Consider the following 19,574-nt stretch of genomic DNA (forward strand, 5'->3'; position numbering starts at 1 on the left):
GGAACGTCGCAGGCGGCGATGACATACAAGCTTGAAAAGTCCCACGCTCGTGCGAGTTTGGCTTAGTCCTAGCCGCTTCTACCCCCATGTGGGCGGTATCGAGACAGTGACGGCGCGGCTCGCGACGGAGCTTCAGGCGTCAGGCAATGACGTCACTGTGATCACGCACCGGTATCCATCGAGCCTCCCGGCCTTCGAAGAGATCAACGGCGTCTCCGTTCACCGTTTGCCCTTCGAGCCGCCAACCCGACGTCCCCAGGGGATCCGCAACTACGTGATGTCTACACGGCGAGCGCTGACCCGGCTTCGGGATCTGCCGATGCCAGACGTGGTTCACCTCCATGGTGTTTCCTCACAGGTACTCCCCCTAGTTGCTTACGTCCAGCGAAGGCGCATAGCGCTGCTGGTGTCAACTCACGGCGAGGTTCTAGGGGACGCCCAAGGCGTGTTCGCGAAGAGCCGGTACATACGCGCCGCGTTTCGCTATGCATGTCGTGTCGCTTCGTTCGTGACGGCCCCGAGTCAACAGTGTCTGAACGACGCTTCTTCGCTCAGCCGTCGCATCGCGCATTCAGGCGTTGTCGTCCCAAACGGCATCGACGCCCGCGACTGGCAGACAGCGCGTACTCAACCGAGCGGTCGTGTGTTGGCTTGGGGGAGATTGGAGAAGCAGAAAGGCTTCGACCGGCTTGTGGCGGCGTGGCCGCGAGTTCGACGCGCCTGCCCACACGCGAGCCTCTGGATTGCCGGCGACGGTTCGGAACAGGAGGCGCTTGTCGCTGCGGCCGGGGACGGAGTGCAACTACTTGGCCGAATGTCGCACGCGCAGCTCCGCGCAGAGGCGCGCCTCGCACAGATTGCGGCGGTGCCGAGCCGACTCGAGGCCTTTGGTATGTCTGCCCTTGAGGCCTTGGCTGCGGGACGGCCGGTGCTGCACTCGGGATTGCCCGCTTTGATGGAGGTCGTCGGCCCTCACGGCTGGGCTGTAGACCACGAACGGGAAGCCGTACTCGCCGCCGGCATCGTAGACGCGCTTCGTTCGCCGGCGATCACCGTCCCTGGGGACGCAGTTGAGCGCTACAGCTGGTCTCGAGTAGTCGACGAGTACCAGCAGCTGTACAAGCAAAGTCGCAGCTAGGTCGCCCTGCGGCAGATCGCGACGTCGACCTAGCCTTTGGCGATGGCAGTGTAGGCATCGGTCAGCTTCTGAGCCGCACGCTCCCAGGTGAACAGTGGCGCCCGCGCGGCACCCTTCTCCTGCATGGACCGTCGTAGAAGGTCGTCGCGAACTACTTGCTCGATGGCAGCGGCAAGTGCTTCTGTGTCGTTCTCGGCGTAGAGCGCTGCATCGCCACAAACCTCTCTCGCGGCCTGCGATTCGACGGCTACGACCGGAGTAGTGGCACGCATGGCTTCGAGGGGTGGTAGACCGAAGCCCTCGTACACCGAGGTTGAAACCAAGACATCTGCAGTTCGAATGAAGCGAGCAACCGTGGGCGAATCCAAGTAGTCGAAGACGACGATCCCATCTCGCAGTGGCGCATCGCTGAGCAGGCGATCACGAACGCGCTGCGGAGGACCGATCAAAGCGAGCGTTCCGCCTGTACGCCGACGAACCTCCGGCCAGGCGTCCAGCAATACGCTCACGTTCTTCCGCTGCGTGTACCCCCCGAGTCGAACGAAGAGCGGACGCGACAGACCTCGACGCGCGAGCTCATCGTCCCCGAAGGCCGTGACCTCACGACCGATCTCCTGCCCCGGCCCGTTGTGAACGACCCAGATCTTGCTGGGCGGCACGTCCATCAAACTCGATAGCTCGCGCGCAGTGAAGTGCGAAACCGCAATGACGGCCGCGGCATCAAGCAGGGCACGAGGGACCCAGGGCGCCAGAGTGCCTTCGTCCGGGAATCGCAGCGCGGCAAGATCGTGGACCGTCAAAGCGAACGGCTTGCGTTTCGGCGGCTGGACGTCGAGACCGGCAAGGTGAACCAGGTCGACCGATCGCCAAGCCCAGGGCAGCGCACGACCCTGACGAGCCGGCACCCAAGATGCACCTAGCGCGCGAGCATGTATGCGGGCCGCGCGGCCGCCGGCTACACGAAACGCGAGCGCGGGGTCGCCCGGAGAGCGACGGAGGGCTGCGATCAACCGCGCTTCTGCGGTCTCCAGGCCCATCGCCTGGGCCGCGCGCGGGCCAGTGACGAACGCAACTCTCGGGCGATGCCTAATGGTCCCACGCTCGTTTCGACATCAGTAAGAAAGCGCTACAAGCGCAACCGCGCCGCGACCGCCGCCGCGGTCCAGCGGCGTCGCAGAACCATCGTAAGGATCAACACGGCTTGGCCGACGTAACGGGCGAGACGGCCGGAGTGCTTCTCAAGAAATCGAAGTTGTCCTGAATAGAAGTTCCGCAGTCGTGTGGTCGAGTCTGCCGAAGACCCGCCCGCTACATGTACCGCAACCGCGTGCGGAGTGAACAGGACTGACCAGCCCTTATCTCTCATGCGACGCTGCAAGTCGGCTTCCTCACCGTAGAGCCAGAATCGCTCGTCGAACCCACCGACGGACGACAACGCATCGCGCCGAAGCAGCAAGCAGGCGCCTATGAGGAAGTCGACCGTTCTCTCGTCGTCGTGGGCCCAAGTCCTGAGATCCTCAAGCACGCCGACCCGGTGAAGCAATCGGTGAAGAAGAACAGCCTCCGCAGCGAGTCGCCACACAACTGGGAATGGCCATGCCGAACGTTGCAGCGATCGGTCGGGGTTCAGGAGCCGAGCGCCGACCGCTCCTGCCCGAGGATGCCGTCGCGCCGCCGCGACAAGTTGCTCGATGGCCCCGGGCTCCAGGAATGCGTCGGAATTCAAAAGGAGGATGTACTCACCGCGGCAGCGATCGAACGCGATGTTGTTCGCCTTGGCGAAGCCTGCGTTCTCCCCTGTCTCGATGAGCTCCACGTCGGGGAAGCGCCTGCGGACCATCTCGACGCTGCCGTCCTCTGACGCATTGTCGACGACGATCGTCTGGAGCCGCACGTTGCTCTGATCGCGCAGGGTTGTCAGGCATTCCTCGAGCAAATCTCGGGTGTTGTAGCTGACGATGACGACCGAGACTTCGTCTGTCGGAGCGGCGGCCGCGTCGATCCCGAGGAGTCGCTCGATCTGCTGGGCGCGTGCCTGCCACGTCTCATCGGCGACCGACTCGCGCCGAGTCGCGACCCGGCGCTCTGAGTCCTCACTCATGAGCTCCTCGGCCGCCGCGACCATTTGCTCGGGCGTCTCGGCGATGGAGATCTGATCACCCAAGTCTGGCGTCGTTTCGACGGGGGTCGACACGATCGGCCGACCCGCAGCGAGGTACTCGTAGATCTTCAGCGGATCAAGGCTCCGGGTGAAGTCGTTCACGAGATTGGGCAGCAGGCAGACGTCGAACCCGGCAAGGTAGGCGCGGACTTGGTCGTGCGGACGGACGCCGAGATGATGCACATTGGGTAGTGCCAGCAGCTGGCGGCGACTCGGCTCGTCAAGTAGGTCGGGACCGAGGAAGACAAGCGACCATTCGGGTCGGAGCCGGGCGACGCCCACAAGGAGCTCCACGTCGAGCCGCGCCGCATGCAGGGTGCCGGCGTAGCCGAGTCGGGGGCCCGGGAGCCGCGCCAGATCCTCCGGTGTGTCGACGGGGTCCCGGGGCGGGTCGACGGCGTTGGGCAGGTACTCGACGCGGCCATCCGCCCACACGCGCGCGCCCGCTTCGAGGGAGCGCGAACAGGCGAGGACGAGGTCCGCCTGGCGTCCGAACGCCTCGATGCGGTCCTGAACGAGCCGCCGGCGGCTCGGATCGTCCTCGAAGGCTGCCCAGTCGTCCGTCAAGTCGTACAGCAGCTTGCAGTGCGGAAGCCACGGGAGGAGGTCGAGCGTCCTCGAGTCCTGCGTCCAGAGGATCGGCCGCCCCAAGCCGAGCCGGCGAGCGGCGCGCGCGATGGTTGCCGCCTCGACGCGATCGCTCAGGGCCTTCCAGGTGCCATCCGGGAGCGGCCGAATGGCTCGGACCGCCCAGATGTTGTCGGCGACCTGACGGACGCGCGACGGCCGCCGGCGCGTCGCCTCACGCGGACGCAGTGACTGCTCGGCGAAGAGGAAGCGCGTGCCCCGGTTGCGTTCGGCCAGCGCGCGGATGAGCAGCTGGTTGCGCCGCTCCACCTCATCCCAATCCTCTTGGCCGATAACGAGGAAGTCGGGCAGTCGCGCCAAGATCCCGTGCGTCATGGAAATCGGCAGCATAGGGTTCTCGTGATCAGCGACGGCCGACCTCTACGCGTCCTCTTCCTGGACCACACGAGTCTCGTGAGCGGCGCCCAGCGAGCGCTGATCGATCTCATAGCCGCTCTACCCGACGGCGTGCATCCGACGGTGATGTGCCCGGAAGGTCAGCTTGCGGACATGGTTCGGCAGCTCGGCGTGCCGGTTCTGCCGTTCCGCGGAACCGCGGGGAGTCTCAGGCTCCACCCGCGACACACGCCGCAGGCATTCCGTGAGATCGGGTCCTCGGGGCGCGCTCTGGCGCGTGCCGCGAAGGCCACGCGAGCGGACGTCATCCACGCGAATTCCATCCGCGCAGGGCTAATCGCGGGCACGGTGCGTCCATGGCTAGCTGCGCCGATCGTCGTGCACATCCATGACGCCCTCCCCCAGTCGGCCTCGGCGTCGCTCGTTCGCCGCTTGGTATGCCACACCGCAGACGCCCTCATCACGATCTCCGACTACACCACTCGGGCCTTCGTCGCGGGTCGCGGGGCTCGCCGCGTCCGGATGCTGTTCAACCCGCTCGACGTGTCGCAGTTCGACCCGGCTTCGCTCTCCCGCGCCGACGCCCGGAACGCGCTGGGTATCGAGACCGACGCCAAGGTTGTCGGCCAGATCGCTCAGATCACTCCCTGGAAGGGCCAAGACGTAGCGATTCGGGCGCTCAGCCTCCTCGCCGAGCGACACCGGGACGCACGGCTGCTGATCGTGGGCGAGACCAAGTTCATCGACAAGGCGACGCGCTTCGACAACACGGCGTTCCTCGCAGAGCTCAAGTCGCTCGTGGCCTCGCTAGGTCTCGATGCTCGGGTGGAGTTCTGGGGTGAGCGGAGTGACGTGCCCGCGATAGTGCGCTCACTCGATGTGCTTCTGGCCCCCTCGTGGGAGGAGCCGTTCGGGCGCAGCATCATTGAAGCAATGGCGCTGGAGACGCCCGTCATCGCGACGGCCGTCGGAGGTCCAAGTGAGTTCATCGACGACGGAGTCGACGGCATAGTCCTTCCTCCACGCGACCCCGGTCCGTGGGCGGCCGCTCTCGACGCCCTCCTCGACGATGAGGCACGTCGCAAGGCGATCGGGCAGCGCGCGAGCGGGAAGGTCAGGGAGAAGTTCGATCGCGATCGGTACGCGCGGGCCGTCGTCGATGTCTACGACGGCTTGCTTGGCCGCACGAAGCGGCGCCGTCTGCTGTTCGTCGATCACCAAGACGAGATCGGTGGCGGCCAGCGGTCGTTGCTCGAACTGCTTCGCACCCTTGGAACGCGCGACGACGTTCACCTCGCCTGCCCGCCTGGCGCCCTGTCCGACGCCGCACGGCAACTGGGTGTGAACGTGCACTCCATCCGATGCAGTCAACCCACGTTCCGCGTGAGCCTCGTCCAAACGCCGCGTGAGCTCGTCCGTGCGTTCGGCGCACGCCGAGATCTGCGCCGGCACATCCTGGCCATCCGGCCCGAGGTGGTGCACGCCAATTCGCTGCGTGCAGGTCTTCTCGTCTCGACCTTGCACGATGGACCGCCTCGCGTCGTGCACTGCCGCGACCTGCTGCCGGCGAACCCTCTGGCCTGGCTCGTGCGCTCGTTCCTTTCACGCCGCGCAGACGCGGTCATAGCCGTGTCGAAGCGCGCTGCCGAGCAGTTCCACGGGCGAACCCCGCTGCCCCGTCTGGTCGTGATCGACAACCCGGTTGACACAGACCGATTCGACCCTTCGCGGGTGGACGGCAGACTCGTGCGTGAGGAACTCGGAATCGATTCGAGCCCCGTTCTCGGCATCGTCGCCCAGATCACGCCATGGAAGGGTCAGGACCGGGCGATCCGGATCCTCGAGCGCATCAGAGGTTCTCACCCCGATGCTCAACTGGTCATCGCTGGCTCCGCCAAGTTCATCGGCGCCGCAACCACCTACGACAACCGCGCTTACGAGCGGCGGCTGCATGCGCTCGTCGAGGAGCTCGGGCTGAGCGATGCCGTCCACTTCCTTGGTGAACGCAACGACGTCGAACAGATCGTCGCGGCACTCGACGTCCTCCTCGTCCCGTCGACCGAGGAGCCGTTCGGCCGCACCATCATCGAGGCGCTCGCCATGGACGTACCAGTCGTCGCAACCGACCGCGGTGGACCGCCGGAGATCCTGCGCAATGGGGTCGACGGACGCGTGCTGCCGCCGGACGCGATCGCTCTCTGGGCCTCAGCGGTCGACGAGTTGCTACGACGACATCCCTCCGGCGAGTCGCGGTCCTACGCGCTCGAGCGCTTCGGGCGTGAGCGCCACGCGGCCTGCGTCGAGGACGTCTACGACGACGTCCTCCGCAGCCGGCGCCAGTGCTAGACGCTTGTCGAGGCGGGCGTCTTCTTCGGCGCGTCGCCGTAGCCGTAGCCGTAGCCGTAGTTCGCGCCGTACGCGCCCGCCTCCGGACCCGACAGGTCATTGACGACGACGCCCACGAGATTCGCCCCCGGAACGCGATTGATGATGTCCGCCGCCCTCTGAGCGCTGCGCCTATCGGTCACGCCGGAGCGAGCAACGACGATCACGGCGTCGACGCGCGAAAGCAGCGGGATCGAGTCGCTGACTGCGGTCAGCGGCGCAGAGTCGATGATCGCCACATCGTGGCTATCGGCCACCGCGCGGAGGAGATTGGCCATCGCGGCGGACTCCAGGACCGCCGGTGGGTTGGGCGGCTGCGCCCCGGCCGGTAGGAGGTGGATGTCTTCGCCGGAGGACGGTGTTGGCCCATTGCCGCCGTTCGCCTCGTGATGACTCACGCCCCCAAGTACCCCTAGCCCGGAAGACCCCGCATTGATGGCGTTGACCGCTTGATCGAGCGCCCGCTCACCCGCGAGTACCTCGGTGAGGCCGCCCTCCACGTTCACACCAAGCAGCGCGGGCAGGGTCGGCTTACGCAGATCCGCATCGACAAGCGCGACCCGCCGCCCCGCCTCGTGATAGGCGAGCGCGAGGTTGCGGGAAACCGTCGACTTCCCGGCTCCCGGACCGGCGCTCGTGACGAGGATCGTGAAGTGCTGGCGGTCCAGGGCGCTCAGGTCGAGGTTCAACCGCAATTCGCGGAACGCCTCCTTCGACGCACTCGACAGGACCGGTCGACCATCGTCGAAGGCGTCGATGTCCTCGTCGTGCGGAACACTGCCGACAACAGGCCGCTTGTAAACGGCCGCCGCCTCATCAACGGAGCGCAGCCTCGGGTCGAGTCGGTGCAGCAAGTAGGCGAGAAGCATGGCCCCAATCAGCGCCGCGAACCCAGCGAACAGCGCCTTCTTCCATGGCTCCCGTCCGACCGGGCTCGAGGGAGCCTCAGCCGGATCGATCTGTGAGGCGTTGCCCGGTGCGCTGCTCCGCGCAACCTCGAGCTGGCGGATGTTGCTCGCGATCTCCGTGCGTTCGGCTGCTGTGGATGAACCCCTGGGCAGCTGCTCCAGCTGCTTGCGGTACGACTCGAGCGCCTTGTCGATCTGCTCACGGCGATCGGCGCTACGGACATCGATGAAGGCGGCCGCGAAGCCGTTGGCGATGGCGGCCGCCTCCGGCCCAGTGGTACCGCGGCCAGTGATCGTGATGAAGTCTGCCCCGCCCGAGGGCGTGGCCGTCACGCGCCCCGCAAGCTCGCTCGGCGATCCCTTGAACGAGATCCGCTTCGCCACCGCGCGCGCGACGTCCTGAGATGTCAGCAGCGTCGCTTGATTCTCAACAGATCGGTCGTCGCTGTAGCCGGCACCGGTCCCGATGAGCGGGTTGCCTTCCTGCGCAACGTAGAGCTTGGTCGACGTCCGGTAGACCTTCTCCTGTCGTTCGTAGTAGGCGTACGCCGCAGCCGTCGCCAGCACCGTGATGGCGATCACCAGCCACTTGCGATGGATCAGCGGCGCGAGGTAGTCGCCGATGCTCAGATGTTCCTCGGGGCCACGTTCCATTGGGCGCAAGGGTACCTACGGTCCAGGCGTCAGGCGCCTACACGCCAATCGATCGGACATTCGTCTAAAGATTGCGACCGGAACTGTCGAAGATCTAAGGTGCACTTTTCCGGAGCCGCCACGGGAGCTCGTTGTCACCATGAATTCACCTACCCGCTACTTCGCGCGAACTGACGACTTGATCGTCCAGGAGCTCGGTGACGAGCTGCTGATCTACGACAAGCGGACGGATGTCGCCCATTCGCTGTCCCGCGTCGCGGCCCATGTGTGGCGCGGCTCGGGTTCCGGTGCTTCATCGGACACCCTCTCGGCGGAGCTTTCGTCGGAAGGGGTCGCGGACGCCGATCGGGCGGTCGAGGCGGCCCTGGCCGAGCTCGCTGACAAGGATCTGCTGCACCCGGCTTCTGCGGCGAGCGCGCTTTCGCGCCGGGACGCACTGCGGAAGATGGCCGGCATCAGCATGGCCGCGGTCGCAACGCCTCTAGTGGTCTCGACGTCCGTTGCGACCGCCGCCTCGACGCTCTCGCCGAACAGCTGCAAGAAGGAGAACGAGGCTTGCTCGCCCAGCGCGAGCACCACGAGCACCTGCTGCGACACTGCGGTCGGGAGCTCGACCGCCCTGGTCTGCGGCGGCACGGGGACGTGCGTCAAGTGCACCAGCTCCGGCCAGAAGCCCGGCGGTGCCGATTGCACGGGCAACAACAAGTACCTGTGCTGCTCCGGAGCATGCCGAACCGGGCAGAACGCGGACAAGACGCTCTGCGCCTGACCGAGATCGTCGGGCTCGCCTGAACGGCAGGCGTTGCCGCAGCCGTCCCGCTCCGACGTAGCCGCACGTACGTTCCGGCTCGACGTCAAGGGCGCAGAGATCCGTCGCACTCTCGCGGCCGCGGGAGTGCGAAGCATCTTGCTCAAGGGCCGAGCGTTCGCGAACCTGCTCTACGACTCACCGACGGATCGCGAGTACTCCGACGTCGATCTGCTGATCGAGAGTCGATCCGCAGAACGCGCTGCTCGGTGCTTGCTCGCCAGCGGGTTCGAGCAGTTCGACGTGGAGGCACCATCAACGCAGACGGACCCTGGGCTCGGCGTATCGATCGGCGCGCTCGGCGCGTTGCACGGCGGATCGTGGATTCGGAGCGCCGACGGATTCGTATTGGACGTCCATACGTCGCTTCCGCAGGTGACGTCAGAGCCCGCCCGTGTGTGGCAGGCCATGACGGCGCACGTCGAGTCCGCAGTGATCGGCGGAGCTCCGACGGAGATCCTCGACGCTCCGGCCTCCGCCTTCCTCGTTTCAATGCACGCCGCACACCACGGCCCCAAATGGGCCGGGTCGCTCGGCGACCTGCACGCCGCAGTAGAGCGGTTGCCATTCGCGTGCTGGCAGGAAGCCCACGAGATCGCAGTGGAACTCGGTGCGGAAGGACCGTTCGGCGTCGGCCTGGGGATCCTGCCCAAGGGGGCCACCATCGCGGCTCGGCTCGGACTGGCGACTGAACCGAGTCCGGCCCTGCGGCTGCTCTGGGCCGGCGCACCATGGAGTGCGAGCTTCCTCGACTCAGTCGCGCGAGCCCCCGGCGTTCGCGCACGCGCCTCCCTCATTGCGCGTTTGGTCCTTCCCCCTCCGGATGTCATGCGGCGGGGCTCCGCTCTGGCGCGTCGCGGACCGGCGGGACTGCTTGCTGCCTACCTCACTCGGCCGGTTCGGTTGGCCGCCCGGCTGCCCGCGGCGATCAAAGCGCGCCGACGGCTGGGGTCTGACGACGACGCCTAGCCACCGACCGTCGTGATCGACAGCTCGGGGGGCCCGGTCGGCCGCTTGAGAGCGCTACGGATGAGCGCCTCGATCGCGGGAGCTCCGGCAGCCGAGGGGCTTGCGACACGACGGTCGGGCCCGATCTCCAGCGCGGTCGGCGTCGCCGTCACGCCGCAGGCGTTAGCAGCTTCCGCCTGCGCGTCGAGGAAGACCGCCATGCCGTGAGTCTCGGCAAGCTCACGATTCCGATCCTCGTCGCCCGCAGCAAGGACGTGGATCGTCAGACGTCCTGTGAGCATGTCGCGCCAACGGGCGAGCTCCGGAAGCAGGCCGATGCACGGACCGCAAGTGGAACTCGTGAACACGAGGATGGTGCGCTGCTCGGCCACGAGCTCCGCCGGACCCACCTCGCGACCGCCTTCGTCCCTCACGGAGAAGGCTGGAAGCACATCGCCGACTGCCGGCTCTGCCGCGATGTTCGAGGGCGACGGACGACCACTCGTGCGCCGCTTGTCACGCCAGAGCTCAAGCGCGATGTACCCGAAGCTCAGCGCGAGTAGCGACGTCGCGGCCAGTCCGATGCGGTCGCCGCTGCTTTCAGTCCACCAGTCCCCAATGGAAGGCCCTCCACCCGCGACGACAACGAGCGCAGCGACGGCGGCGAGCGCGACGTTGCGCCAGATGGTCGGCTGGCCGGCCGGCTCCGAATGGATCTGACCGAAGCAGTGGCAATCCGGCGTCTCGCCCCGCCTCAGCGCAGCGGCGATGCCGGCGATGAAGCCGGCGAGAAGCAACAAGCAGAGAAGCCCGCCGAGGACCGCGGTGGAGCCGAAGATGAGCAGGATGGCTGCCATCAGCTCCGCGATCGGTAGCGCGAGAACCGCGACGGGAAGGAACCGCTGCGGGACGCGGAAGTCCTCGAGTGCCCCGTAGGAACCTTGGCGGTCCGCGAGCTTCGCCAGCGCCGCGGTGAGGAAGACGAGCACGAGCGCGGCGCGTGCAACTATGAGAACGGTATCCACGACGCAGTCCTTCGAATAACGATCAAGCGAGTTCCACAGGCATGGCCCACATAGTTCTCGACAGCTACGGCGTCAAGCTGGACGTCGAAGTGCAGGACGAGACGCTCCTCCCTGCGGTGGAACGGATTCTACCGCCGGATTGGCGCCGTTTTGAAGGATTCCCCGAAGACGGGCATCTGACAATCAGGCCTAATCCGCGCGGAGGTTACGACGTGATGGTCGAAGAGCTCGAGGTGGCCGACGGCGTCGCGGCTGATGTCGCCGTGCACCTCTTGGATGCCCAGCTGCGCAACCGCATCGCGTTCCTCGCGCGCGAGAGGATCTTCATTCACTCGGGTGCCGTCGCAGTCGACGGCAGGGCGATCGTGCTCCCCGGCCCGAGCTTCGCCGGCAAGAGCGCACTCGTGGGCGCCCTCGTCGAAGCGGGAGCGGTGTACTACTCCGACGAGTTCGCGGTGCTCGATCATGAAGGACGGGTTCACCCGTATCCGCGGCTTCTCTCGATTCGCCAGAACGGCCAGCGTTATGGCACGCCACACGACGTCGGTTCAATGGGTGGCGCCGTCGGCCAATCGGCCGCGGAGGTGACGATGATCGCCGTGACCCAGTATCGACCCGGCTCAACATGGAGCCCGGCGGTCGGAACCCCCGGGCAGGGTGCGCTGGCCCTCTTGGCGAATGCAGTGGCTGGTCGCTTTCGCTCAGCGGAGGCGCTGTCAGCGACAGCGCACGCCGCTGCTGGAGCCGTCTTCTTGGAGGGTGACCGCGGAGAGGCCGACGAGGCCGCGGCTGCACTTCTCGGTCTCCTTTCCTCTTGACTGCCGCCGGCAGGGGGATCTTCCTCCCCCACCGTTGCGCCAGGAGTCGGAAATTCGTTCAACCCCTCATGCCGGTTGGACGAAGTGTCGATTCATGTTCGGCCGCCGGATACGTAGCGTCGCTCGTGCGGAACGAGCGACGGTCGGTTCGGCCGCACCGGGACTCGACTCATGGCCGCCACTTCGCACCAGTCGTTCGACGTGCTCGTTCCGCCGCAGCTGCGGTCGGGGGGCGACGCGGCGATCCCGCTGCACGGCGGAGGGGATCCGGCGCTCGAGCCCGAGTTCCCGATCACGGAACTCGGCGTCCAACAGACGGAGGTCGAGCAGCGCAACCGCGTCTTCCGCCGTCTCCTCGCCTACGCGGACGTCGTCGCCGCGCTCGTCGCTCTCTCCCTGACCCTCTCGACGCTCGGCGACGATCAGCTGAAGCCGAGCCTCTTCCTCGCGCTGCCGATCATCGTCCTCGTCGGGAAGATCCAGGGCCTCTACGACCGCGATGAGCTGCTCATCCGCAAGTCGACGCTGGACGAGGCGCCGCAGCTCTTCCAGCTCGCGACGCTCTACACGCTCGTCATCTGGCTGCTCGACGGGCCGCTCATCGAGGGCGGCCTCGGGAAGGAGCAGGCGTTCGCGCTCTGGATGTCGCTCGCGGCCACGACGTTCATCGCTCGTTGCCTCGCACGCCGGCTCGCGACGCGCGCGACCAAGGGCGAGCGGGTCCTCTTCATCGGCGATGTCGAGAGCTTCACGCGCCTGCGCGAGAAGACCGCGAACCGGCATGACTTCGAGCTCGTCGGCCGGATGTCGCTGCAGCGCCCCGGCCGTCGCGGCGATCGCAACCACGGGACGCGCGAGCTGACGGAGCTCATCGCCTGGACGCACGCCCACCGGGTCATCATCGAGCCGCACACCCTGCCGCCCGAGGAGATGCACGACCTCGTACGCGCCGCGAAGGGTGTCGGCGTCCGCGTCTCGCTTCTGCCGCGCGTCTTCGACGTCGTCGGGAACGCCGTGGTGTACGACGAGCTCGAGGGCATGACGATCCTCGGCGTCCGCCGCTTCGGACTGACGCGGTCGTCGCTCATGGTCAAGCGCGCCTTCGACATCGCCGGCTCGCTGCTGGTGCTCCTGATGATCTCGCCCCTGCTGGCGCTGATCGCGCTGGCGATCAAGCTCGACTCGCGCGGACCGGTCTTCTTCCGTCAGACGCGCATCGGGCGCGACGGGCAGCCGTTCCGGATCTTCAAGTTCCGCACGATGGTCGTCGACGCCGAGGCGCGGAAGGCCGAGCTGGCCGAGCGCAACCAAGCTCGCGGCGGTCTCTTCAAGATCGAGGACGACCCGCGCATCACGCGCGTCGGAGCGATCCTGCGCAGGACGTCGCTCGATGAGCTCCCGCAGCTCTTCAACGTCCTCCAGGGCGCGATGAGCCTTGTCGGTCCGCGGCCCCTCATCGCTGACGAAGACGAGTTGGTGACCGGCTACGACCGGCACCGTCTGGCGCTGACCCCGGGCATGACCGGTCCCTGGCAGATCCTAGATTCCGCCCGCGTGCCGCTCGGCGAGATGGTAAAGCTCGACTACCTCTACGTCGCCGGCTGGTCGCTGTGGAACGACGTGAAGATCATGCTACGCACGATCCCCTACGTCCTCAGCCGCGGCGGCATGTGAGACGCGCGTCCGGGCTTCGGCTATCTCGAACCGAGGCGCGGCGTAGCCTTCATTGCCAGCGATCGCAGAACGTATCTGGGGTGTAGGCGCGCGGCGCGAACGAGGTGACGGGCGTCTCGGGTAGCACGAAAAGCGTCGAAGGCCTGTGTGCCTGCTAGTTCTCGAACGCGCCTCTGCCCAACGACGGCGTACTTCCGCTCGTCGCCGTCGGCGTTCCGCTGAAGGACCGTGAGCGATTCGCGCAGCATGTTCATGTAGTTCGCGCTCATATTGCTTCCATGAACCCGGTAGCGCGCGAGCCGTTCGACGAGCTTCACTGGGCGTCCGGACCTACTGAGCTTCAGCCATAGATCCCAATCCTGCACTTGCTGAAGCGTCTGATCAAAACAGCCGGCGCGCTCAAGGTGCGATCGCGGAACAACCACGGTGCTCACGCAGATCCCGTTCCCTTGCAATAGCTCTGTACGGGACTCGGCATAGCCGACGAACCCATCGCCCGCGAATTCGCCATGCTCGTCGATCATGTCGAAGTTGGTGGAGCACACCGTCACCTGACTGTCGACTAGGGCTTCGAGCTGCCGCTCGAGTTTCCTGGGCAGCCAGATGTCGTCGGCGTCGAGGAACGCCACGAAAGGCGCCCGTCCTTCTGCTATTCCGCGGTTGCGAGCGGCGCTCAATCCTGCATTCGGTTGACGGATACGCCGGATGCGCGGGTCGATCGTGTCCACCCAACGCAGATCTTCGGTAGATCCGTCGTCAACGACAACGCAATGCCAATCGTTGTGCGACTGGCACACCACCGAGCGAAGGGCGTGATGGAGGAACGGCCCAGGGTTGTACGCCGGAACGACTACGTCCACCGCGGGCGCCATCGCGGCTGACTATAGGAGCTACCCGCTCTTGATGGGCGTGTTCAATCCAACGCAGGTCACTCCGGCAAAGCGCGTGAGGCGTGTGGCGACCCTCGGCACCAGCCAACGGGTTCAACATGAACATCATGTACGCGCGGCGCCGTAGGTGCTTCGCCGCGGCAGTATGTGATCGCATGCGGTCCGCATGCCCTTCGCCCAGAAGCTGGCCGCGATCGCACCGCTGATCTGCGGCGCCGTCTGCTGCTGGTACCTCGCGCGCTCGGCGCCACCGTCGCGCGCGGGCGTCATGTGGGCGGTGGCTCTCGTCGTGACGTGCGTGGTCTGGAGCCGGGTCCAGAAGGTCTACGAAGGTCCCACCGTCGTCGCGGTGACCGATTCCGCCGGTGTGACGATCGCCGACCTGGTGATCGTTCCGTCGCTGGGGATCGCCGCGGCGGTGTTCGTGCGTGCGCGGCAGCGCCGGAGTCCCTGAGCGCTCGCGGGTTCTACGCTCTCCGCCATGCCGCGCGCCCTCATCACCGGGATCACGGGTCAGGACGGGTCCTACCTCGCCGAGCAGCTGCTCGACAAGGGGTACGAGGTGCACGGCCTGATCCGCCGCTCCTCCTCCTTCAACACGGAACGCATCGACGCCATCTACAAGGACCGCCACGAGCAGGACGTCCACCTGTTCCTGCACTACGGCGACCTGACCGAGTCGAGCCGCCTCGTCCGCCTCATCGACGAGATCGAGCCGGACGAGGTCTACCACCTGGGCGCGCAGTCCCACGTGCGTGTCTCGTTCGACTCGCCCGAGTACACGAGCGACGTGACCGGGATGGGCACCGTGCGGCTGCTCGAGGCGATCCGCGAGGCGAAGGTGCCGGCGCGCTTCTACCAGGCTTCGTCGTCGGAGATGTTCGGCGCCACGCCGCCGCCGCAGAGCGAGAACACGCCGTTCCACCCCCGCTCCCCGTACGCCGTGGCGAAGGTCGCCGCGTTCTGGATCACGGTGAACTACCGCGAGTCCTATGGGATGTTCGCCACGAACGGCATCCTGTTCAACCACGAGTCCCCGCGCCGCGGCGAGACGTTCGTGACGCGCAAGATCACGCGCGCGCTGGCGCGGATCCAGGCCGGTCTGCAGGAGAAGCTCTACCTGGGCAACCTGGATGCCAAGCGCGACTGGGGCTTCGCCGGCGACTACACCGACGCGATGTGGCGGATGCTTCAGGCCGACGAGCCCGAGGACTTCGTCATCGCCACCGGCGAGATGTACTCGGTGCGTGAGTTCCTCGACGAGGCGGCCGGCCACCTCGGAATGGACTGGGAGAAGGTCGTCGAGTTCGACCCGCGCTACCTGCGTCCCGCCGAGGTCGACGCGCTGCAGGGCGACCCGTCCAAGGCTCGCGAGAAGCTGGGCTGGGAGCCGAAGGTCGGCTTCAAGGAGCTCGTTCAGATGATGGTCGACGCCGACGTCAAGCAGCTCGAGGACGAGCTGGCCGGCCGCGCGATCCGGATCGAGCGCTGATGGCCGGCGCGCAGCCCTCCGCGGACTTCTGGAACGGCCGCCCGACCGTTCTGACCGGCGGCCTCGGCTTCCTCGGCACGGCGGTCAACAAGCGCCTGGAGGACCTCGGCGCCGACGTGCGCATCGTCAAGCGCACGGACTTCGACCTGCGCGACGCCGCGGCGACGCGTGAGGCGGTCGACGGCGCGTCGGTGGTCATCCACCTCGCCGCGCGCGTGGGCGGGATCGGGTTCAACCGCGAGAACCCGGCGCCGCTCGTCTACGACAACATGATGATGGCCGGCAACGTCTTCGAGCAGTCGCGCCAGGCCGGCGTCGACAAGCTCGTCTCGGCGTGCACCGTGTGCGCGTACCCGAAGGTCCTCCCCACGCCGTTCTCCGAGGACGACCTCTGGAACGGCTACCCCGAGGAGACGAACGCGCCGTACGGCCTCGCGAAGAAGATGATGCTCGTGCTGAGCGACGCCTACCGCCGCCAGTACGGCTTCGACTCGTGCGCGCCGATCGTGGCGAACCTCTACGGGCCGAACGACAACTTCGACCTCGAGTCCTCGCACGTCATCGCGGCGATGATCCGCAAGTTCGTCGAGGCGCAGCAGCGCGGCGACGAGACGGTCACGCTGTGGGGAACGGGCAAGCCGTCGCGCGAGTTCCTCTACGTCGACGACGCCGCGCTCGGCCTGCTGCTGGCGGCCGAGAAGCTGGAGACGTCCGACCCGGTGAACATCGGGACGGGCAAGGAGACGCGGATCAAGGACCTCGCCGAGACGCTGCAGCGGATCACCGGCTTCGAGGGCGAGCTCGTCTGGGACACCTCGCGCCCCGACGGCCAGCCGACGCGCTTCCTCGACGTCTCGCGGGCCCGCGAGCTGATGGGCTTCGAGGCGCAGATGCCGCTCGAGGAGGGCCTGCGCCACACGGTCGACTCCTTCCGGGCGGACCACGCCGGCGTGTCGTAGATGTCCGAAGGGCGGCCCCGCGCGCTAGTCACTGGGATCACCGGCCAGGACGGGTCGTACCTCGCCGAGTTCCTGCTCGAGCGCGGCTACGACGTCTGGGGCGTCGTGCGGCGGTCGCCGACGGACACCTACCGCAACATCGAGCACATCCAGGACCGGCTCACGCTGGTCCAGGGGGACATCCTCGATCACATGACGATGCTCGACGCGCTGACCACGTGCCAGCCGCGCGAGCTCTACAACCTCGCGGCGACGTCGTTCGTGCCGGCCTCGTGGCGGCAGCCGGTCATGACGGCGCAGTTCACGGCGGTCGGCGTGACGTCGCTGCTCGAGGCGATCCGGCTGACGGATCCGAGCATCCGCTTCTACCAGGCGTCGTCGAGCGAGCTGTTCGGCGCGACCGACGAGTCGCCCCAGCGCGAGACGACGCCGATCCGCCCGCACACGCCCTACGGGGTCGCGAAGGCGTACGCGCACTTCATGGTCGGCTCGTACCGCGAGCGCTACGGCATGCACCTGTCGGCCGGCATCTCCTACAACCACGAGTCGCCGCGCCGGCCCGTCGAGTTCGTCACGCGCAAGGTGTCGCGGGCCGTGGCGGCGATCAAGCTCGGGCTCGAGAGCGAGGTCGCGCTCGGCAACCTCGACGCCACGCGCGACTGGAGCTACTCGGGCGACCAAGCGCGGGCGATGTGGCTGATGCTGCAACAGCCCGAGGCCGACGACTACGTCATCTCGAGCGGCGTCAGCCGGTCGGTACGCGAGCTCGTCCAGGCCGCGTTCGGTTCCGTGGGACTGGACTGGGAGGAGCACGTCAGGGTCGACCCGGCGTTCGTCCGCCCTCCCGACCCCGTGCCGCTCGTGGGCGACCCGTCGAAGGCGCACGAGCGCCTCGGGTGGCACGCCGAGGTCAGCTTCGAGGACATGATCGCCGGGATGGTGGACCACGACCTCCGGCGGATGAGCGACTTGAGCTCAGGGTTCACACACCGGTAACGCGGCGAACGCGCCAACCGGCCCGGGGCCGTACCCCAGTCCTTCACGGCCGCTAACGAGAACTGGACGGATTGACGATGCCATGTCGGCATCGACGCTCTGGACAGCGACTCCCAGTCAGGTTACGGTCGCTTTCGTCCTTGGTGGTTTGCCGCCACTGACGGGTCAAGGAACGACCCGAGCCAAGGAACGTCCCCGGAACTTCAGCAGGAGCTGCGAAGCCCTCATGGGCACGGACACCCGACCTCTATACGAGCTGGATGGACTCACCGGCAAGGCTGCGGCCTGGCTGGACGGGATCCGCAAGGATGCGCCCGAGGCCACGCATGTCGAGGCGGAACGGACGCTCGACATCGACCGCCCGATCCGGGAGGTCGAGCGGCGCGACCGGACCTTCCGCCGGTTGCTCGCGTACGGCGACCTGGCCGCCACGCTCGTCGCTCTGGCCGTCACGCTGCGGCTGTTCGCCGATGACGAGCTCAAGCCCGTCACGCTGCTGCTGCTGCCGCTCATCCTGCTCGCCGGCAAGATCCAGGGCCTCTACGACCGCGACGAGCTGCTCATCCGCAAGTCGACGATCGACGAGGCGCCGCAGATCTTCCAGCTGGCCACGGTCTACACGCTCGCCGTCGTGATCCTCGACGGCCAGCTCGTCCAGGGGCAGCTCGGCTCCGACCAGGTGCTCGTGCTGTGGATCACCCTCTTCGGCTGCACGATGGCCGCCCGGATCCTCGGCCGCCGGGTCGCCGTCAAGGCGACCGGCGAGGAGCGATGCCTGTTCATCGGCGACGCCGGCAGCTACAACCGCCTCGGCTCGAAGCTCGAGCAGCGCAGCGACGTGAGCCTCGTCGGCCGCATGTCGTTCCAGCGCGCCGCCCGCCGCGGTGAGCGCAGCGCCTCCATCCAGGAGCTGCGCGACCTCATCGCCTGGACGCGCGCCCACCGCGTGATCATCGATCCGCAGGCGCTGGAGAACGAGAGCATGCTCGAGCTCGTCCGCGCGGTGAAGGGCATCGGCGTCCGCGTCAGCCTGCTGCCGCGCGTGCTCGATGTCGTCGGCACCTCGATCGTCTTCGACGAGATCGAGGGCATGACGATCATGGGCGTCCGCCGCTTCAACCTGACGCGGTCGTCGCGGATGATCAAGCGCGGGTTCGACTTCCTCGGCTCCTGCTGCATCCTGCTCTTGATCGCGCCGGTGCTCGCCGTCATCTCGGTGCTGATCAAGCTCGACTCGCGCGGTCCGGTGCTCTTCCGTCAGGAGCGCGTCGGGCGCGACGGCAAGGTCTTCCACATCTGCAAGTTCCGCACGATGGTCGCGGACGCCGAGGGGCTGAAGGCCGCGCTGGCCGAGCAGAACGAGCGCAGTGACGGCCTCTTCAAGATCGAGAACGACCCGCGGATCACCCGTATCGGCGCCTTCCTGCGCAAGACCTCGCTGGACGAGCTGCCGCAGCTGTTCAACGTCGTCGGCGGGTCGATGTCGCTGGTCGGGCCGCGGCCGCTCATCGCCGACGAGGACACGATGATCACCGGCCTCGACCGCCGCCGCCTGGCGCTCACGCCGGGCATGACGGGCCACTGGCAGGTGCTCGGCTCCTCGCGCGTGCCGATGAGCGAGATGGTCAAGATCGACTACCTCTACGTCGCCGGCTGGTCGCTCTGGTCCGACGTGAAGATCCTGCTGCGCACCGTCCCCGTGATGGTGGCTCGCAAGAACGTCTGAGTACCCTC

At 67.0% G+C, this 19,574-nt stretch carries 16 protein-coding genes; 11 read left to right on the forward strand and 5 right to left on the reverse strand.

Features of this window, described 5'->3' with window-relative positions; all coding sequences use genetic code 11:
- The first annotated feature begins 88 nt into the window (after positions 1-88).
- A complete protein-coding gene (locus AC1UE4_RS14850; protein WP_482918010.1) occupies positions 89-1,138 on the forward strand; it encodes a glycosyltransferase family 4 protein in 1,050 nt (349 codons plus the stop codon).
- A gap of 29 nt (positions 1,139-1,167) precedes the next feature.
- Here AC1UE4_RS14850 and AC1UE4_RS14855 read toward each other — a convergent pair whose 3' ends face one another.
- Both AC1UE4_RS14855 and AC1UE4_RS14860 read right to left on the reverse strand, forming a co-directional pair.
- Complete coding sequence (locus AC1UE4_RS14855) at positions 1,168-2,043, reverse strand: glycosyltransferase family 4 protein (RefSeq protein WP_482918011.1); 876 nt, start codon at positions 2,041-2,043, stop codon at positions 1,168-1,170.
- A 221-nt stretch (positions 2,044-2,264) separates the two neighbouring features.
- Positions 2,265-4,262 (reverse strand): glycosyltransferase, encoded by a 1,998-nt coding sequence (locus AC1UE4_RS14860; protein ID WP_482918012.1) that lies wholly within the window; start codon positions 4,260-4,262, stop codon positions 2,265-2,267.
- Between the two features lie 24 nt (positions 4,263-4,286).
- On the opposite strand from AC1UE4_RS14860, the gene AC1UE4_RS14865 reads away from it, so the two are divergent.
- Entirely contained in the window at positions 4,287-6,629 is a 2,343-nt protein-coding gene (locus AC1UE4_RS14865; RefSeq protein ID WP_482918013.1) for a glycosyltransferase, read from the forward strand.
- Here AC1UE4_RS14865 and AC1UE4_RS14870 read toward each other — a convergent pair.
- Positions 6,626-8,230, reverse strand: a complete 1,605-nt coding sequence (locus AC1UE4_RS14870; RefSeq protein WP_482918014.1) for a tyrosine-protein kinase domain-containing protein — start codon at positions 8,228-8,230, stop codon at positions 6,626-6,628. The two genes, AC1UE4_RS14865 and AC1UE4_RS14870, sit on opposite strands and share 4 nt — an antisense overlap.
- A gap of 178 nt (positions 8,231-8,408) precedes the next feature.
- Between AC1UE4_RS14870 and AC1UE4_RS14875 the strand changes: the two genes are divergently transcribed.
- Together AC1UE4_RS14875 and AC1UE4_RS14880 are read left to right on the forward strand one after the other, a co-directional pair.
- Positions 8,409-8,999, forward strand: a complete 591-nt coding sequence (locus AC1UE4_RS14875; protein WP_482918015.1) for a hypothetical protein — start codon at positions 8,409-8,411, stop codon at positions 8,997-8,999.
- A gap of 33 nt (positions 9,000-9,032) precedes the next feature.
- The gene (locus AC1UE4_RS14880) at positions 9,033-10,007 is read left to right on the forward strand and encodes a nucleotidyltransferase family protein (protein WP_482918016.1); all 975 of its coding nucleotides are present in this window, start codon (positions 9,033-9,035) and stop codon (positions 10,005-10,007) included.
- Here the strand turns inward: AC1UE4_RS14880 and AC1UE4_RS14885 are convergent.
- Positions 10,004-11,011, reverse strand: coding sequence for a MauE/DoxX family redox-associated membrane protein (locus tag AC1UE4_RS14885; RefSeq protein WP_482918017.1), 1,008 nt, complete (start codon positions 11,009-11,011; stop codon positions 10,004-10,006). The two genes, AC1UE4_RS14880 and AC1UE4_RS14885, sit on opposite strands and share 4 nt — an antisense overlap.
- Positions 11,012-11,052: 41 nt before the next feature.
- Here AC1UE4_RS14885 and AC1UE4_RS14890 point away from each other — a divergent pair, with 41 nt between their 5' ends.
- Positions 11,053-11,829 (forward strand): hypothetical protein, encoded by a 777-nt coding sequence (locus AC1UE4_RS14890; protein ID WP_482918018.1) that lies wholly within the window; start codon positions 11,053-11,055, stop codon positions 11,827-11,829.
- A gap of 171 nt (positions 11,830-12,000) precedes the next feature.
- On the forward strand, positions 12,001-13,503 hold the full coding sequence (locus AC1UE4_RS14895) for a sugar transferase (protein ID WP_482918019.1): 1,503 nt from the start codon (positions 12,001-12,003) through the stop codon (positions 13,501-13,503).
- Positions 13,504-13,523: 20 nt separating this feature from the next.
- Here the strand turns inward: AC1UE4_RS14895 and AC1UE4_RS14900 are convergent, their stop codons facing one another.
- Positions 13,524-14,375, reverse strand: a complete 852-nt coding sequence (locus AC1UE4_RS14900) for a glycosyltransferase family 2 protein (protein ID WP_482918020.1) — start codon at positions 14,373-14,375, stop codon at positions 13,524-13,526.
- A gap of 184 nt (positions 14,376-14,559) precedes the next feature.
- Here AC1UE4_RS14900 and AC1UE4_RS14905 point away from each other — a divergent pair, with 184 nt between their 5' ends.
- From AC1UE4_RS14905 to AC1UE4_RS14925, 5 genes are all read left to right on the forward strand, one after another.
- Positions 14,560-14,847: a hypothetical protein gene (locus AC1UE4_RS14905; protein ID WP_482918021.1), complete on the forward strand. Its 288-nt coding sequence runs from the start codon at positions 14,560-14,562 to the stop codon at positions 14,845-14,847.
- Positions 14,848-14,874: 27 nt separating this feature from the next.
- Complete coding sequence (gene gmd, locus AC1UE4_RS14910) at positions 14,875-15,885, forward strand: GDP-mannose 4,6-dehydratase (RefSeq protein ID WP_482918022.1); 1,011 nt, start codon at positions 14,875-14,877, stop codon at positions 15,883-15,885.
- Positions 15,885-16,844 carry a GDP-L-fucose synthase family protein gene (locus AC1UE4_RS14915; RefSeq protein WP_482918023.1) on the forward strand — a complete coding sequence of 320 codons (960 nt, stop codon included), beginning with the start codon at positions 15,885-15,887 and terminating at the stop codon, positions 16,842-16,844. Before gmd ends, AC1UE4_RS14915 begins: the two co-directional genes overlap by 1 nt.
- Positions 16,845-17,840 (forward strand): GDP-mannose 4,6-dehydratase, encoded by a 996-nt coding sequence (locus AC1UE4_RS14920; protein ID WP_482918024.1) that lies wholly within the window; start codon positions 16,845-16,847, stop codon positions 17,838-17,840.
- Positions 17,841-18,066: 226 nt separating this feature from the next.
- Positions 18,067-19,566, forward strand: a complete 1,500-nt coding sequence (locus tag AC1UE4_RS14925) for a sugar transferase (RefSeq protein ID WP_482918025.1) — start codon at positions 18,067-18,069, stop codon at positions 19,564-19,566.
- Positions 19,567-19,574: the final 8 nt, after the last annotated feature.

It is taken from the genome of Parviterribacter kavangonensis, from assembly GCF_056863335.1.

What these genes read in the sequence shown, in the direction of transcription:
- AC1UE4_RS14925 (WP_482918025.1), top strand. Translation starts at nt 18,067, where the DNA reads ATGGGCACGGACACCCGACCTCTATACGAGCTGGATGGACTCACCGGC.
- AC1UE4_RS14915 (WP_482918023.1), top strand. Translation starts at nt 15,885, where the DNA reads ATGGCCGGCGCGCAGCCCTCCGCGGACTTCTGGAACGGCCGCCCGACC.
- AC1UE4_RS14900 (WP_482918020.1), bottom strand. Translation starts at nt 14,375, where the DNA reads ATGGCGCCCGCGGTGGACGTAGTCGTTCCGGCGTACAACCCTGGGCCG.
- AC1UE4_RS14860 (WP_482918012.1), bottom strand. Translation starts at nt 4,262, where the DNA reads ATGACGCACGGGATCTTGGCGCGACTGCCCGACTTCCTCGTTATCGGC.
- AC1UE4_RS14895 (WP_482918019.1), top strand. Translation starts at nt 12,001, where the DNA reads ATGGCCGCCACTTCGCACCAGTCGTTCGACGTGCTCGTTCCGCCGCAG.
- AC1UE4_RS14920 (WP_482918024.1), top strand. Translation starts at nt 16,845, where the DNA reads ATGTCCGAAGGGCGGCCCCGCGCGCTAGTCACTGGGATCACCGGCCAG.
- AC1UE4_RS14905 (WP_482918021.1), top strand. Translation starts at nt 14,560, where the DNA reads ATGCCCTTCGCCCAGAAGCTGGCCGCGATCGCACCGCTGATCTGCGGC.
- gmd (WP_482918022.1), top strand. Translation starts at nt 14,875, where the DNA reads ATGCCGCGCGCCCTCATCACCGGGATCACGGGTCAGGACGGGTCCTAC.
- AC1UE4_RS14890 (WP_482918018.1), top strand. Translation starts at nt 11,053, where the DNA reads ATGGCCCACATAGTTCTCGACAGCTACGGCGTCAAGCTGGACGTCGAA.
- AC1UE4_RS14870 (WP_482918014.1), bottom strand. Translation starts at nt 8,230, where the DNA reads ATGGAACGTGGCCCCGAGGAACATCTGAGCATCGGCGACTACCTCGCG.